The sequence below is a fragment of the Anabaena sp. CA = ATCC 33047 genome, from assembly GCF_963870205.1.
In the GTDB taxonomy this organism is placed as follows: Bacteria; Cyanobacteriota; Cyanobacteriia; order Cyanobacteriales; family Nostocaceae; genus Trichormus.
This window is the reverse complement of record NZ_CAWMSA010000071.1, coordinates 37,953-52,315: the sequence shown is the minus strand read 5'-3', so window position 1 is coordinate 52,315 and position 14,363 is coordinate 37,953. Positions and strand designations below refer to the sequence as shown.

Genomic DNA, 14,363 nt, shown 5'->3' with positions numbered 1-14,363 from the left:
CTCATTGCAAGCCATAGAGACTCATAAAAAACAAAAAGCCTAAAGCCAAAGCCCCAAAAATCAGGATGTTTTTTTGAGTTGGAGTCAGATTATTGACACCAAGACCATACCCAAGATTTTCTCTAAAACCCGACGCTTGACCAACCGGGCCAATGTTGGTAAAAGCTACTTTTTTCGCCGTACACACTGGACAACGCCAATTAACGGGTAATTCTGCAAATGGTGTCCCTGGAGCAATGTCATGCTTATCATCACCCTTTTCAGGTTCATAAACATAACCGCAGGCGCGACACTCGTAGCGGTCTAACACTGTAGTTTCAACAGCTTGTTCGCTCATGACTCAGGTCTCGCAGAGAGGAAATATTAAATATACGTTAAAAATTATGACATATTCGTTAGACTTTTCTATCACCTATAAAAATGAATCAAATACTTGAAATCCGTCTGTTTCCCAGATTTCAGAAAAACTAAACAGATATAATGTAAAAGAAAGTAACAGCCTTATTTACACCTTAAGCGGTACATATTCATTGTGTTTGTTCTTAGCGGTTACGAATACTTTCTAGGCTTTCTCATTATCTGTAGCCTAGTTCCTGCCTTAGCACTTTCCGCGTCCAAGCTTTTAAGACCTACTGGTAATAGCCTGGAACGTCGCACCACCTATGAATCTGGGATGGAACCCATTGGCGGAGCCTGGATTCAATTCAATATCCGCTATTATATGTTTGCCTTGGTCTTCGTTGTTTTTGACGTAGAGACTGTGTTTTTATATCCTTGGGCAGTTGCTTTTCACCGTCTGGGGCTATTGGCATTCATTGAGGCGTTGATTTTCATTGCAATTCTCGTAGTCGCTTTAGTTTACGCATGGCGTAAAGGAGCTTTAGAATGGTCTTGAATTCTGATTTAACCACACAGGGTAAAGAGCGAATCATCAACCCCATTGAGCGTCCTACAGTCACTCAAGACCTTTCTGAAAACGTGATTTTAACCACGGTTGATGACCTCTACAACTGGGCTAGGCTTTCTAGTCTGTGGCCTTTGCTGTTTGGGACAGCTTGCTGCTTTATTGAATTTGCGGCTTTAATTGGCTCTCGTTTTGACTTTGACCGTTTCGGGTTAATTCCCCGTTCTAGTCCCCGTCAAGCCGATTTGATTATTACAGCCGGGACAATTACCATGAAGATGGCACCTCAATTAGTGCGTCTTTATGAACAAATGCCCGAACCAAAGTATGTAATTGCAATGGGAGCTTGTACAATTACAGGCGGGATGTTTAGTGTGGATTCTCCCACGGCTGTGCGCGGAGTTGATAAGTTAATTCCCGTGGATGTTTACTTACCTGGTTGTCCTCCCCGTCCTGAAGCAATTATTGACGCAATTATCAAGCTGCGGAAAAAAATTGCTAATGATTCCATGCAAGAACGGGGTCAAATTAAGCAAACCCACCGTTTTTACAGCACAACTCATAACCTCAAGCCAGTGCCAGAAATTTTAACTGGTAAGTATATGCAGTCAGACACTCGCTTCAACCCACCGAAAGAATTGACAGAAGCAATTGGTTTACCAGTTCCCCCTGCACTGTTAACAGCCCAAACTCAGAAGGAGGAACAGAAACGTGGCTGATGAAGATTTAAAACCAGTACCAGCAGGAGAAGAAGCTATAGTTCAAGCCGGGCCTATTTCTCAGTGGTTGGCAGACAATGGCTTTGCTCATGAGTCTTTGGAAGCTGATAAAAATGGTGTAGAAATCATTAAAGTCGAGCCTGATTTTCTGCTTCCTATCGCTACAGCCCTGTATGCTTACGGGTTTAATTATCTCCAGTTTCAAGGCGGTATTGACCTCGGCCCTGGCGAAGATTTAGTCAGCGTGTATCATTTGATTAAAGTTGGTGATAATGCTGATAAACCTGAAGAAGTTCGGGTGAAAGTGTTCTTGCCGAGAGAAAATCCTGTAGTACCTTCTGTTTACTGGATTTGGAAAACAGCAGACTGGCAGGAACGGGAAAGTTACGATATGTTCGGCATTATCTACGAAGGACACCCCAATTTAAAACGGATTTTAATGCCAGAAGATTGGGTAGGTTGGCCTTTGCGGAAGGATTACATTTCGCCTGATTTCTACGAGTTGCAGGACGCTTACTAAAAATTCCTGAGTTGCAGCTAGTGAGAATTTTCATATCTCATCCCTAACCCCTCTCCGGCGACGGAGGGGGGTAATGTTTTTTGGGGATGGTTGGGATTTTTTCACGCAGAGGAGGACACTTGCGTGGGCGGCTTTGCCGACTTGAGCAAAGTGTCCGTCGCGCAGAGGCAAGCCAGTGCGTTGGGCGGCTCTGCCGACTTGAAGCAACTGGCGCGCAGAGAGGAGGGGAGAAGATTGTGGTTAGATATATTAGACTTGAAGCTAGATGGGTGATGATCAGTAAGTCCAGTAAATAAAACTAAAATCTTTGTAGTAAGGCATCTGAATTTTAGACAATAGTGCCGTATTGTGCGCTCACACACCCTACCCTATATTCAATTGATTTTGTCATAGCCAATGTCTCAAGAATTACTACAGTGTTTTAAAGAAGCTTATAGCAATCTTGAATTGTTTCCACTGATGGGTGAGAGAGAAATGGAGCAATTTCGAGTAGATTATGGTGATGATTTAATAGCAGATTTAATTCAATTAGTTGAAGACAGTCCTAATGGTGATGGCAAGATTGTATTTACTGGTCATCGGGGATGTGGTAAATCTTCTTTGTTAGCTGAGTTTAGTCGGCAAATTCAAGATAATTATTTTGTAGTGTTATTCTCTATTGCTGACAATATTGAAATGTCGGCTGTTAATCATATCAATATTTTATTTGCTATTGCACTTAATTTAATGTATGAGGCGGAAGCACGCAAGGTAGAAATTCCTAAAACTACTAAAAACCAAATCTATGGGTGGTTTGCCACTCGCACTCGAACTACAGAAGCAGAGTTAGGGGGTGGGCTTGAGTTGGGTTTTAATTTACTCAGTTTCCTGAAAGCTCAATTAAAAGCTGATGCGAAAGTTAGAGAGGAAATTACACAGGAATTTGAACGCAAAATATCTGATTTAGTTGCCCGGATTAATGAAATTGCTGCTTTGATTCAAGTTGCTACTCAAAAAGAGGTGATAGTCATCATCGATGATTTAGATAAACTAGACTTGGGAAGGGTAAACGAGATTTATCGAGATAATATTAAAGCTTTATTTCAACCTAATTTTAGAATTATATATACTATTCCTATTTCAGTAATGTGCGATACTTTTCTCTGGCCACTTATTGGTGCAGAAACTAACTACCAAACTGTGGTGATGCCTGTGATCAAAATTTTTCGTAAGGGTGAAAACCGCTTACCTGATGCCCAACCCCGGAATGAAGCAAAAGATATTTTATGTGAAATATTACAAAAACGAATTCCTAGTGAATTAATCGACAAGTCAGCCGCAGAGAAAATTGTTGTTTACAGTGGAGGAGTGCTGCGGGAGTTGATTCGTTTGGGTAATGTATGTTGTCGTATTTGTTTGCGAATCATCAGACAAACACCAGGAGAAAGAATTGTCATTGATGACCAAATTATAGAACAAGCAATTAAGCAAATTCGTAATGACCTGTCTCTGCGGTTAGGAAGAGACGATTTTGAAATTTTGAAAATAACTTATGAGCAGTTCGAGCCTCAAGATGTACAGCAGCCGGAATTTTTAGAATTACTGCATGGTTTGTATATTTTGGAATATCGTAATGATGAAACTTGGTATGATGTTCACCCCATTCTTGTTGAAACTTTGAAACGCAGGGGGTTGATTAATGGTGAATGAAGACTTATTACCAGATGACGAAAATCGAGATGCTTATGATGACTTAATTGTTTCCATTGAAGCTAAAGCACATCGATTAAATTTACTAATTGCCGTTTGTGATAATGCTAGTTTTCGTGATGAAATTATTGCTCAGTATGAAGCAGAATTACAACCTCTGTTTCGTACCTATCGGGTAACATTGGCAAGGGGTGAACCGAGTTTAACGGCTGCTATTTCTCAATTGGTAAAAAGTGAAGAGTATTTGCGTCAACATCACCCAGCAGTAATTACTGTGACTGGTGCAGAACAGCTTTATTTTCTCAAACTTGGCAATGAGCGTTCAGAACAAGATGTTTTTTTCGGTTACTTGCAATGGACTAGGGAAGCATTAAGAGAATTCCCTTTTGCAATCGTGCTGTGGGTGACTAATCAAATATTAGTTGAGTTGATGAAGAAAGCTCCTGACTTTTGGAGTTGGCGCAATGGTGTATTTCGGTTTGTGTCTAGAAAGAAAAACACAATTTCAAGTAGGGAATTAGAGCCGATTCGTTTTGCTTTTAGTGATAATGAAATTTCACGCTTTGATGATGATAATCCTTATTTATTACCTATAGAAGATTTACAAAAATTTATTCAAGATGCAGAACAGCGAGGTGTGCAAGATGCAACTTTAGCGACTTTGTACTGTAGCATAGGAAATATTTACAGAACAAGACTTGAACGGGGCGAATGTCAGGATTATAAAAAAGAGCAGGAATTAGGAATTGAGTATTTAAGCAAGGCTGTGGAACTGCAAAAACATTTAGGTTTAGAGAAAGACTTAGCCACTAGCTTCTACAACCTAGCAGAACTCTACTGGTATCAAGGCAGATACAGCCAAGCCGAACCCTTGTACATTCAAGCTTTGGCACTCAGACGCAAACTGCTGGGAGAAGAACATCCTGATGTTGCACTTAGCCTTAACGGTTTGGCAGAACTTTACAGAAAACAAAAACTTTACAATAAAGCAGAACCGCTATATCAAAAAGCTTTAGAAATCTGCCGCAAAATGCCAGGAGTAGAATATCCTGCTCTGGCTCATGTACTGAACAACCTGGCTTTACTCTACTGCTGTCAAGGACGATATCAAGAAGCTGAATCTCTGTATTTGCAAGTTTTAGAATTAGATAAACGCTTTTTAGGAGAAGATCATCCCGATTTTGCCACCAGCCTCAGCAATCTAGGATTACTCTACCATTCCCAAGGCAAATACAGCGAAGCAGAAACTTTGTACACACAAGCATTGGTACTCAAGCAAAAACTATTAGGAGCGGAGCATCCCCTGGTCGCTGATACCCTCAACCGCCTAGCACAACTCTACCATTCCCAAGGCAGATACAGCGAAGCAGAACCTTTGTATCTGCGAGTTTTAGAACTAGATCAGTGCTTGCTAGAACAAGAACATCCCGATGCCGCAATTAGCCTCAACGACCTAGCATTACTCTACAACTCCCAAGGCAGATACAGCGAAGCAGAACCGTTGTTCATCAAAGCTATAGATATTGCCGAGAGACGCTTAGGAGTAAATCACCCACAGACTGTTATTTATCGTAAAAATTTAGCAGATTTGCGCGATCGCCTCTCCTCAGAATAAGCACAGCGATCGCCTAAAAACGAAGTTTTGTCTTCTAAAGGATTCATCCGCGTTCATCGGCGTTCATCGGCGTTCAAATATTTTTCTTCTCAATCTCGTTGAAAACCGCTATAAATACGAAAAAGCTGCACCAAAACATCGGTACAGCCATTTTATATATTAATCTTCTTGTTTCTTTACTGGCAATGGAATTCAGTTTTCTATTCCATCTGCAAGTAAATTTTCAACGCCTCATTCACCAATGCGGACATTGGTTTACCTTGGCTAGCGGCTGTTTGTTTGAGTTTGTCGTAAACATCATCTTGCACACTGATGCGATGTGCTGATTTACGATTCTTAACGGTTGGTTCTACGATCGCTTCCTCTGCTTCTGGTTTATACTTGTCTGCAAATTCCCGAATCGCATCAAAACCAACGCGATCGCAAAAATCCCCGAAGCTTTCCCCAGATGTCCGAGATTTCTTAAAATAGACAAAAATCGGCTCTAGGAAGCTTTCTAAATCATTATGATGCAAGCGGTCAACATAAGGTTGCGCTAGCCTTGTCTGATGCGGTGAACCACCTAACCACACTTGATAGCTTTCTGGCGCACTCCCCACAAAACCCAATTCTGCCATGTAAGGACGAGCGCAACCATTAGGGCAACCTGTCATCCTTACCACAAAATGCTCATTTTGTAAACCTACTTTATCCAAAACAGCGCGAATTCTTTCGAGAATTCCAGGTATTGCCCTTTCTGATTCTGTAATTGCTAAACCACAAGTAGGTAAAGCTGGGCAAGCCATAGCATAGCGTACTAAAGAGTCGATGGTGCTGGGGTCAGAAACCACACCACAACGGTCGAGAATCTGTTGTATGGCTGGCTTGTCTGCTGGCTCAATTTCGTAGAAAATCAGGTTTTGGTTGGGTGTCAGGCGGATGGGTAAGTTAAATTGCTCAACAATTTCTCTGAAGGCGGTTTTCAGTTGTAATGAACCTTCATCTTTAACCCGTCCATTATCAATGGAAATGCCTAAAAATAGTTTGCCATCGCCTTGTTCATGCCAACCGAGGAAGTCGTGATATTTAAACTCTGGTAGCTGTTTAAAGGGTGCAAGAGGTTTACCCAAATATTCTTCTACTTGGGCGCGGAATTTATCTACACCCCAATCATGGATTAAGTATTTTAACCTAGCGTGGCGGCGGTCAGTGCGATCGCCATAATCTCTCTGAGTGGCAATAATCGCCTTGACTGCATCATAAACGTCTTCTTTGGCGACATAACCAATGGCATCAGCCAATCTGGCAAAGGTTTCCTCTTTGTTATGTGTTCTGCCTAAACCACCACCCGCAAAGATATTAAATCCTTCTAGATTGCCCTGTTCGTCAGTAATAACTACTAAAGTCAAGTCTTGAGAATATAAATCAATGGAATTATCTCCCGGCACTGTGACACTGACTTTGAACTTACGGGGCATATAATGCGTACCGTAGATCGGTTCTTCTGTGTTGTGGAAAATTGTGCCGTTGCCATTGCGTTGTCTAGCGGCTTTCACCTCTGGACTTTCTTCCGCGCTGATGGCTTTTTCCCCATCTAGCCAAATTTCGTAATAAGCACCAGTTTGGGGTGAAAGTAAGTCAGCGATATTTTGGGCATATTCCCAAGCATACTGATATTCAGGGTTGTTTTTAAAAGGGGCTGGTGGTGCCATAACGTTGCGGTTGAGGTCGCCACAAGCACCCAAGGTTGAACCCAGGTTATTGACAATAGTAGCGATCGCCGCTTTGAGATTTTTCTTTAAAATCCCGTGCAATTGAAACCCTTGGCGAGTCGTTGCCCGCAAAGTATGATTACCATAATCATCAGCCAGCTTATCTAAAGCCAAATATAGCTGCGGCGGTACTAACCCACCCGGATTTTTTGTCCGCAGCATAAACTGATAATCTTTCTCCTGTCCCTTAACGCGATTATCGCGGTTATCCTGCTGATAAGAACCGTGAAACTTCAGGATTTGTACAGCATCTTCACTAAAGTGAGTGGTATCCTCAAGAATCTGCGTTGCTACAGGTTCACGTAAAAAATTACTATTTTCTTTCAGACCTTCGACTTTGGAAGGTTTACGATTAGCGGTTGTGGGGGGAGGAGCAGATTTAACCATCAGGATTCTATAGTATTCTCAATTAGGCATCGGTAATTGCCGAATCAACAAGCAAACAGCACTTTTTCGGCTGAATATTTCCCGGTAATCCGGTCGGAAATATGAATAATACCTCAATTTTAACATGACAAAAAGCCGGCTGTATTAGTGATGTTACACTTAATCAAACCAGCTTTTTATGTTTCTGAGTTTTCAGTGCTGAGTTAAATATATACTATACTAACCCAAAAATAATTCAGCATTTATCTATCTAAAACGATAACCGATACCGCCATTGATGCTGACAGCAGAAGCAGGACTATCTTGGTAAGCACGTAAACCGACTTTGGCATTGGTGTAAATCAGGAAGTTGTTAGCAACTTCTGACTCAATACCAGCACCCACCACCACAGATTCTCGATTACCCAAAGGACTAGGTGAGTTATTTTTCTCTACAAAAGAATAACCCCCAGTGACAAAGGCATTAGTGCCGTTAGCAATCGGCACATCTACGGAAACTTCAGGAATAATTGCCGTTGTATTATCATTCCACAACACATTACCCCGTGCAGAAAATGGTGTATTGCCTAATTTCACCCGTCCTGTGATGTTACCACCAAAGTTAGCAGCATCGTTATTTTGTCCGCCGTTGGTAACACCTGCTGCTACACCAGCACCGATATAACTAGCATCAGTACCTTTTTTCGTTTCAGCCGCAGCTTGACTAGGATTAATTGTCACAGCAGCTATGGCTAAGGAAGACAATGCAGAGATTGTCATCACAGATTTGAGTATTTTTTTCATATTTTTGCGAAAATTTTGTAATTTTTAGTGCTAAATCATTGGTCGAAAAAGATATTGAAATGTTCCAGATATTTTGGAGGTTGTATTTAAAACTGGCACAAGCTGAGTCATTAATAATATCACCACTACAACTAGAGTTGTAGTGGTGATATTGTCAAACAGCGAATCTTGGGGAGTTTGGGCGGACACAAAGATTCAACTGCTGTGGTGACAGGGGGATTGGCAGGTATTTACTAGGGGGTGGAAGTGAGGCATTTCCTCACTTTGAGGTTTTACACCAGAGATAGAGAGTAGACCTGTCCATCAATTAATAGTCTGGTAATGCCCTTAGCTTGCAAATGGGTGCGAGCCTTATGTAGCATTTTACTATCAGGAACTTTAATCACGCGATCGCGCTTGGTAGAAAACCGCTTGGCAACTCGGTGATTATCAAACACTGGTAGAGTTTTCTGTTGAGTTTCGATGCTGGGAATCTGCCCTAAATCCCCAAAATCCTTGAGTGGTCTAGTAATTAGTTCTGCGGAACGGTCAATTACTAAATAGCAAGTTCTGGGCAAAGCCGCCGCCGATAATGGTAAAACTTGAACTGGAATTTCTCCCAATCGGCGTTTTGTGACTATAGGTCTGGGGCGTTCAAAGTAATCTTCCTCTTCCTCGTAGTCTTCCTCTTCTAAATCTTCTTCATCTTCCTCTAACTCATCCTCTAAATCTTCCAAATCTTCAGACTCATCTAGCAAGTCTTCCCCGAACATTTGGGCAATCGCCGTCACATCAGGCTTCTCATCCTCAAGCAAAGGACTGGAAATAGGCGTGATTTCCGGTGGATTGACTATGGGAATTTCCAACTGCTTTGCTGGCTTGGGCCGGGGTTTTTCCTCTGCTGAAGAACGCCGTCGCACCCGTCTCAAGCCAGGAGTTTCTTGATTCTCCTCATCCTCTTGTGGGGATGGCTCTGGTTTTACCACTGGCTTGGGTAGCTCAACCTCTCGCGTCTTCAAGCGTGGTTTTTCCTTGCTAGGAACTGGTTCTGCTTCTGGCTCTGGTTCGCGACTAAAAACAGGGATGTTGTCATAACTTACCTGCGCCCTACCTTCAGGAGTCCGAGCCGCACGTTTTAAAGAAACGAGGTATTCGTACTCATCTTCTGGTAAGGTGCTTTTTAGCAAGCGGCTAATGGTTGAGTTGCTTACATCATAGCGTTCTGCCAAAGTTGAGGTTGTTTCAGCAGTTTCGCGATAGAGTTTGAGAATTTCTTGTTTGTCAGAATTTGTTAGTTTTCTCACGGTAGACACCAATCTTTTTTATGCTCGTTTTCGTCCGCGCTCCCGCCGGTTCCGGCTTAATGATGCGTCATATTCTAGGGCAGCACCCATACCAAATAACACTCCACTAAACACCCAAAACACTTCTAAGATTTCTCCACTTTGATAATTAGGACCCTGGGCATATTTAAACCACATATCTGCAATGTAGAGCGAAAACGCGGCCGCCGCAATCATTCTCCAGGATTGGGCAACTCGTCCTCCCCAAAAAGCTAACAGCACGGTAGTAGCGATAATTAAAAGTAGTACATCGCTCACTATGTAAAACCAGTTCAGAATCTGGGCTAATAATTCATCTGAGCCGGTTTTGTGTTGCATAGAAATCCACCATGCTAAAAAACTTCCGGATACTCCAATTCCTAACACAATGAGCCATTGCCATTTTTCGAGATTAATTCGTCTGGCTGCTACTGCTAAAATCATGCCTACGCCTAGGGATATATAACTGAGTACAAAAAACACGTCGCCGATAGATACATCCGGTTCTTCTTTTAAAACTATTTCTGTATAGCCAAAAAATATCCCTCCCAGGAAATAAGAAAGCATGCCTATGGCAATGGCTAGCCACACCTTGCGACTACTAACAATTTGTGGACTGCGCCAATTCCTTAAGCATAAAATCCCGGCACCCAGATAAGCTACCGCTTCAAAGATATTTGTACCAATCACGTACCACTCGGCACGGCTTTCTACACCATTAGCTCCTGGGACTTTGGCACTAAACAACAAAAAGTATAGCAGAGCTAGTACCCCCCAGCCAATGCTAGCCAAGACAATGTTTTGGGTAGTCAGCAGAGATTTAAACGGGTATGGCGAATTTTTGTAAGAACTATTCATAGTAATCGACTCAATGCACTCTGGCTTTATTTGAACTGGCATCAAATGTGTCAAGTATAATTGCAGCCTTGTAGCAACTGCTAATTAGTGTATTTTTGCTAACACTGTTGATGCTATTGCCACAGTTTACTCAGAGAAGATTGATTTAGCCAAGAGAGGAAGAGCGATCGCTCACCTTCTGGCATCTCCTGTAACTTATCTGCCACCTGATTGGCGAAGTTGGCGTTACCAAAATATGTTTTTCCTAACTTATGTAGTTCTTGTAGAAAGCTAACTACATGATTTTCTTTCCAAGGTGGAAGTTTAGGGGCTTCTAGGGGATTAATCGACACCCAATATTTTATGGCTTCTATGGTATTAGTCTCAGGAAACTGTTGCTGTTTTAAAACTTCCGTAATATCTTTTTCAAATAATGAAGCTTGCTTTGTCCCCAAAAAATCTTCAATGTCCATGTGGACAGCTTGCAACAGTAAAATACTCGCTTGGATAAAAATTCCGCTTTTGCTGTTGCCGCCAGTCTCATTTTCTATCTGCTCTAAGCGTACCTTACCCCAGACGCTAAAACGTTCTGGTTCTTCTAGCAACACACAAGCCTTACCTCGATTATCTGTTAATTCTCTCCATAAGGCTCTTGCTTCTTCTTCTTGTCCAGCTTTGAACACACTAATCAAGCGAAAAGCCTGCCCCTGATAATGGAGAATCGGCACCTGCTGATCCTTTTTTGGGTGCTGAATGCTTGATATTTCAACATCCTGCCGTTTCAAAATAAACATGGCACTAGCAAATCACTCCTCACAGGGGCTTTGTAGATATGCGTTTTATAATCGGATTTGGCAACATCGCCAAGAGTGCGATTACTTACGTGGTTGGGTTTGACCAACTACCCTAGAGTACCCTATCCCTAGAGTATAGGCATCAACACCCAAATAACCACTCATCGACCAGTTAATGTAGCTAATTAATAGCCACTTTGTGCTGTTTTTAGGGTGTATTCGCTAACTTGCTTATAGCTTCTTAGTTATATTACTGCTAAATCTGCAATTTTTTGATTGCTGATTATGAGTTAACAAGATATAATGTTGTAGGTAACTTATTTTTGAGCCAAAAACTTGACTTGGGCGCGTAACTCAGGTGGATAGAGTAACTGCCTTCTAAGCAGTCTGTCGCAGGTTCGAGTCCTGCCGCGCTCGTTTTAACTTAATACACACTTCTAAAAACTGTAAATTAGAGTGATCATCTTTGATAAAAAGGGTTTTTTGGTGTTACACCATACTAAGCATAAAGGCGATATTGCAGTTACGAAAGCGATCGCTGAACTTACCCTTAAAGGTTACTTGATTCTTGCACCTGGTGTGTGTGAACATTCACCTTTTGATTTTGTTGCATATAAATACAATAAATTATAAAAAATTCCAGCTAAATATGCTGGAGACAACAAATATGCAAATTGCTGAAAAGATTGAGTTTTCGATGTTTTATAAAAAGCCCGTGACGAGGATTGAACTCGTGACCTCACCCTTACCAAGGGTGTGCTCTACCACTGAGCCACACGGGCAAAATTTGGATAATTCTAAATTTTGAATTTGCGTAAATCCAAAATCTAGAATTGAAGGTGGGCCGGGCTGGATTTGAACCAGCGTAGGCGTAAACCAACGGATTTACAGTCCGTCTCCATTAACCACTCGGACACCGACCCGTATCTCCCACGATTTCTAATATTAGCAGCAGATTTTAGAAATGACAAGGGGTGGAGAAAAAATTTTTTCTGTTCGTAGTAGGGGCGGGTTGATCAATAATTCTGTTTACCTACAAATTAACTACTTTAACCCACTTCAGCAGTCCTATCAGCGTCAGGTGGCCATTGCCAACAATGTAAAACTAAAGGTCTTAGCAATCTGCAAGCAATGCCCACCCTACAAAAATTGTAATCTACTCTAGAAGTTCTCCGGTTTCTTGCAGGGAATGCAAGCGGCGGTAAATACCTTGATGACGCAAGAGTTCCTCATGGCTACCGACTTCTACAATCTTGCCTTTGTCTAGAACTACTATCTTGTCTGCTTCCCGTACTGTACTCAGGCGGTGAGCAATGACGATTGTGGTACAAGTACCTTGAATTGATCGCATGGCTAATTGTATGGAACGCTCAGACTCGTAATCTAAACTAGAGGTGGCTTCGTCAAAAATCAGGACATCGGGTTGCACTAGCAAGGCTCTAGCAATACCTAAACGCTGTCTTTGTCCACCAGATAGCCTGACTCCACGTTCTCCCACGACGGTGTAATAACCTTGGGGTAGCTGCTTTACTACTTCGTCAACTCTGGCAATTTTACAGGCTTGTTCAACTTCCTCAAATGTAGCGTTAGGTCTACCGTAGGTGAGGTTATCTAAAACAGTACCGTTAAAAATGTCTACTTCTTGGTGAACGATCGCTAGTCTGCGTCTATACTTACCTACATTCAAGGTGCGAATATCTTCACCATCCATCAATATCTGTCCGCTTTGAGGTTCAAAATACCGCAATAGCAATTTCACCAGTGTAGATTTACCAGAACCAGAACGTCCGACTAAGGCGACTGTTTGGTATGGCTCAATCAATAAGTTGATATCTTGCAAGACTTGACGGCTATCATCATAACCAAAACTGACATGAGAAAATTCCACTTTGCCAGTAAATTTGTAAGGTGATGTTGTCTCATCTTCCGGTGTTAAAATCCCCACTGATTCATTACCAGTTGGTTCTTGCAGAAATTCATGAAACCGCAACATGGAAACATAGCGACGAGAAAAAACTTCTGCTAGTGTGCTAATTGGTTCTAGTTCAGCATAAGCCATACTAGAAAGCGTTAAAGTCATGACAAAATGACCGAGAGAAATTTGACCGTTGACTGTTGCTGCTAAAGTTAAACCCAAGATAGCAAACACACAAAATTGGATGACAGTTTTTTGCCAAGTTATCAGATTCACATATCCTTTATGAATGCGATAATCGACTAATTTTAACTCCCTATCCAAACGTTGTGTTTGCCTTTTTAATTCTTGAGCTTCTGTAGCGAAAGCTTTGACTGTTTTGATGTTGGTAATTAGTTCTGAAGTCCGGCTTTCGGTGTCTTCCATGTATTTATCTAGAAGACTTTCATGCCAAATTAGACGCTGTAATTTCTTCAAGCTCAAGCCGAGGATAACTACAAAGGAAATTAAATATAACAGCGCAATTCGCCATTCAATGAACAAGATAAATGCAAATATTCCCAGCACCCGCAACAATTTTGGGATTAACTGTCCGGCGATTTCCGGATATGTCCATGTGTGGTTAGAAATTCCTCTGGCTACTCTGCCGGCGATGCGTCCAGGGTTATTGACATCATAAAATTCCAGGGGTAGAGTCAGAATTTTTGCGATCGCTGTCTGGGTTTTATCTCGACGCACTCTTAAAGCTATATCCCAGTGAAACCAGGCGGTTAACCAAGGCTGTGTCGGTGCTTTGACTACCGTCACCAGGAAAATTAAACCCAGCAATACACCTAAACTTAGTGTTTTATTTGCTGGATAATTGGTAAAGTTGGAAATAATGGCGATCGCCTGTGTCAATGGTTGATCCAAAGGTTGATCAGACAACACGTTCAAAATCTGCCCAATCCCGTAAGGAACTACCAAATCGATAATTTCGTAAATACTAGAGGCTGTAATGCTGAAAATACTCAGCTTCCAGTCGGAACGAAAGTAATTAATCAAGTCTTGAAATTTAGCCATGATGCACACTGCCCAGGAGCGCGAGTGTTAGCTGGGAGTAAACATACTACATATATAATACAATTGTCGTCAAGAGTTCAATGGTT

14 protein-coding genes and 3 tRNA genes are annotated in these 14,363 nt (G+C 41.8%); 8 read left to right on the top strand and 9 right to left on the bottom strand.

The features are described from left to right. Position 1: 1 nt before the first annotated feature. Complete coding sequence (locus tag AACS98_RS21250; RefSeq protein ID WP_066383736.1) at positions 2–337, bottom strand: rubredoxin; 336 nt, start codon at positions 335–337, stop codon at positions 2–4. A gap of 195 nt (positions 338–532) precedes the next feature. Between AACS98_RS21250 and ndhC the strand changes: the two genes are divergently transcribed. The 6 genes from ndhC (at position 533) to AACS98_RS21220 (ending at position 5,447) form a co-directional block, all read left to right on the top strand. Further along, positions 533–895 (top strand): photosynthetic/respiratory NAD(P)H-quinone oxidoreductase subunit C, encoded by a 363-nt coding sequence (gene ndhC, locus AACS98_RS21245; RefSeq protein ID WP_066383733.1) that lies wholly within the window; start codon positions 533–535, stop codon positions 893–895. After that, the gene (locus tag AACS98_RS21240; protein ID WP_066383722.1) at positions 886–1,623 is read left to right on the top strand and encodes an NADH dehydrogenase subunit K; all 738 of its coding nucleotides are present in this window, start codon (positions 886–888) and stop codon (positions 1,621–1,623) included. Before ndhC ends, AACS98_RS21240 begins: the two co-directional genes overlap by 10 nt. Further along, positions 1,616–2,143: an NAD(P)H-quinone oxidoreductase subunit J gene (locus AACS98_RS21235; RefSeq protein ID WP_066383720.1), complete on the top strand. Its 528-nt coding sequence runs from the start codon at positions 1,616–1,618 to the stop codon at positions 2,141–2,143. Before AACS98_RS21240 ends, AACS98_RS21235 begins: the two co-directional genes overlap by 8 nt. A gap of 123 nt (positions 2,144–2,266) precedes the next feature. After that, positions 2,267–2,416: a hypothetical protein gene (locus AACS98_RS21230; protein ID WP_156481696.1), complete on the top strand. Its 150-nt coding sequence runs from the start codon at positions 2,267–2,269 to the stop codon at positions 2,414–2,416. A gap of 123 nt (positions 2,417–2,539) precedes the next feature. Continuing rightward, on the top strand, positions 2,540–3,832 hold the full coding sequence (locus AACS98_RS21225; RefSeq protein ID WP_066383718.1) for an ATP-binding protein: 1,293 nt from the start codon (positions 2,540–2,542) through the stop codon (positions 3,830–3,832). Beyond that, on the top strand, positions 3,822–5,447 hold the full coding sequence (locus tag AACS98_RS21220; RefSeq protein ID WP_066383715.1) for a tetratricopeptide repeat protein: 1,626 nt from the start codon (positions 3,822–3,824) through the stop codon (positions 5,445–5,447). The genes AACS98_RS21225 and AACS98_RS21220 overlap by 11 nt, the downstream gene beginning before the upstream one ends. Positions 5,448–5,647: 200 nt before the next feature. Here the strand turns inward: AACS98_RS21220 and sir are convergent, their stop codons facing one another. From sir to AACS98_RS21195, 5 genes are all read right to left on the bottom strand, one after another. Further along, positions 5,648–7,585, bottom strand: a complete 1,938-nt coding sequence (sir, locus tag AACS98_RS21215; RefSeq protein ID WP_066383713.1) for a sulfite reductase, ferredoxin dependent — start codon at positions 7,583–7,585, stop codon at positions 5,648–5,650. Positions 7,586–7,831: 246 nt separating this feature from the next. Beyond that, positions 7,832–8,368 (bottom strand): outer membrane beta-barrel protein, encoded by a 537-nt coding sequence (locus tag AACS98_RS21210; RefSeq protein ID WP_066383712.1) that lies wholly within the window; start codon positions 8,366–8,368, stop codon positions 7,832–7,834. A gap of 272 nt (positions 8,369–8,640) precedes the next feature. Next, complete coding sequence (locus tag AACS98_RS21205; protein ID WP_066383711.1) at positions 8,641–9,651, bottom strand: transposase; 1,011 nt, start codon at positions 9,649–9,651, stop codon at positions 8,641–8,643. A gap of 18 nt (positions 9,652–9,669) precedes the next feature. Next, positions 9,670–10,527 (bottom strand): hypothetical protein, encoded by an 858-nt coding sequence (locus AACS98_RS21200; protein WP_066383704.1) that lies wholly within the window; start codon positions 10,525–10,527, stop codon positions 9,670–9,672. Between the two features lie 113 nt (positions 10,528–10,640). Next, the gene (locus tag AACS98_RS21195; RefSeq protein WP_066383702.1) at positions 10,641–11,300 is read right to left on the bottom strand and encodes an Npun_F0813 family protein; all 660 of its coding nucleotides are present in this window, start codon (positions 11,298–11,300) and stop codon (positions 10,641–10,643) included. Positions 11,301–11,643: 343 nt separating this feature from the next. Between AACS98_RS21195 and AACS98_RS21190 the strand changes: the two genes are divergently transcribed. Beyond that, positions 11,644–11,717 (top strand) — tRNA-Arg (locus AACS98_RS21190). Between the two features lie 39 nt (positions 11,718–11,756). Then, the gene (locus AACS98_RS21185) at positions 11,757–11,933 is read left to right on the top strand and encodes a group I intron-associated PD-(D/E)XK endonuclease (protein WP_369816002.1); all 177 of its coding nucleotides are present in this window, start codon (positions 11,757–11,759) and stop codon (positions 11,931–11,933) included. A gap of 77 nt (positions 11,934–12,010) precedes the next feature. Here the strand turns inward: AACS98_RS21185 and AACS98_RS21180 are convergent. From AACS98_RS21180 to AACS98_RS21170, 3 genes are all read right to left on the bottom strand, one after another. Further along, positions 12,011–12,082: transfer RNA gene (locus AACS98_RS21180), tRNA-Thr, on the bottom strand. A gap of 58 nt (positions 12,083–12,140) precedes the next feature. After that, positions 12,141–12,223: transfer RNA gene (locus AACS98_RS21175), tRNA-Tyr, on the bottom strand. Between the two features lie 233 nt (positions 12,224–12,456). Then, positions 12,457–14,277 carry an ABC transporter ATP-binding protein gene (locus AACS98_RS21170; RefSeq protein WP_066383699.1) on the bottom strand — a complete coding sequence of 607 codons (1,821 nt, stop codon included), beginning with the start codon at positions 14,275–14,277 and terminating at the stop codon, positions 12,457–12,459. Positions 14,278–14,363 lie beyond the last annotated feature (86 nt).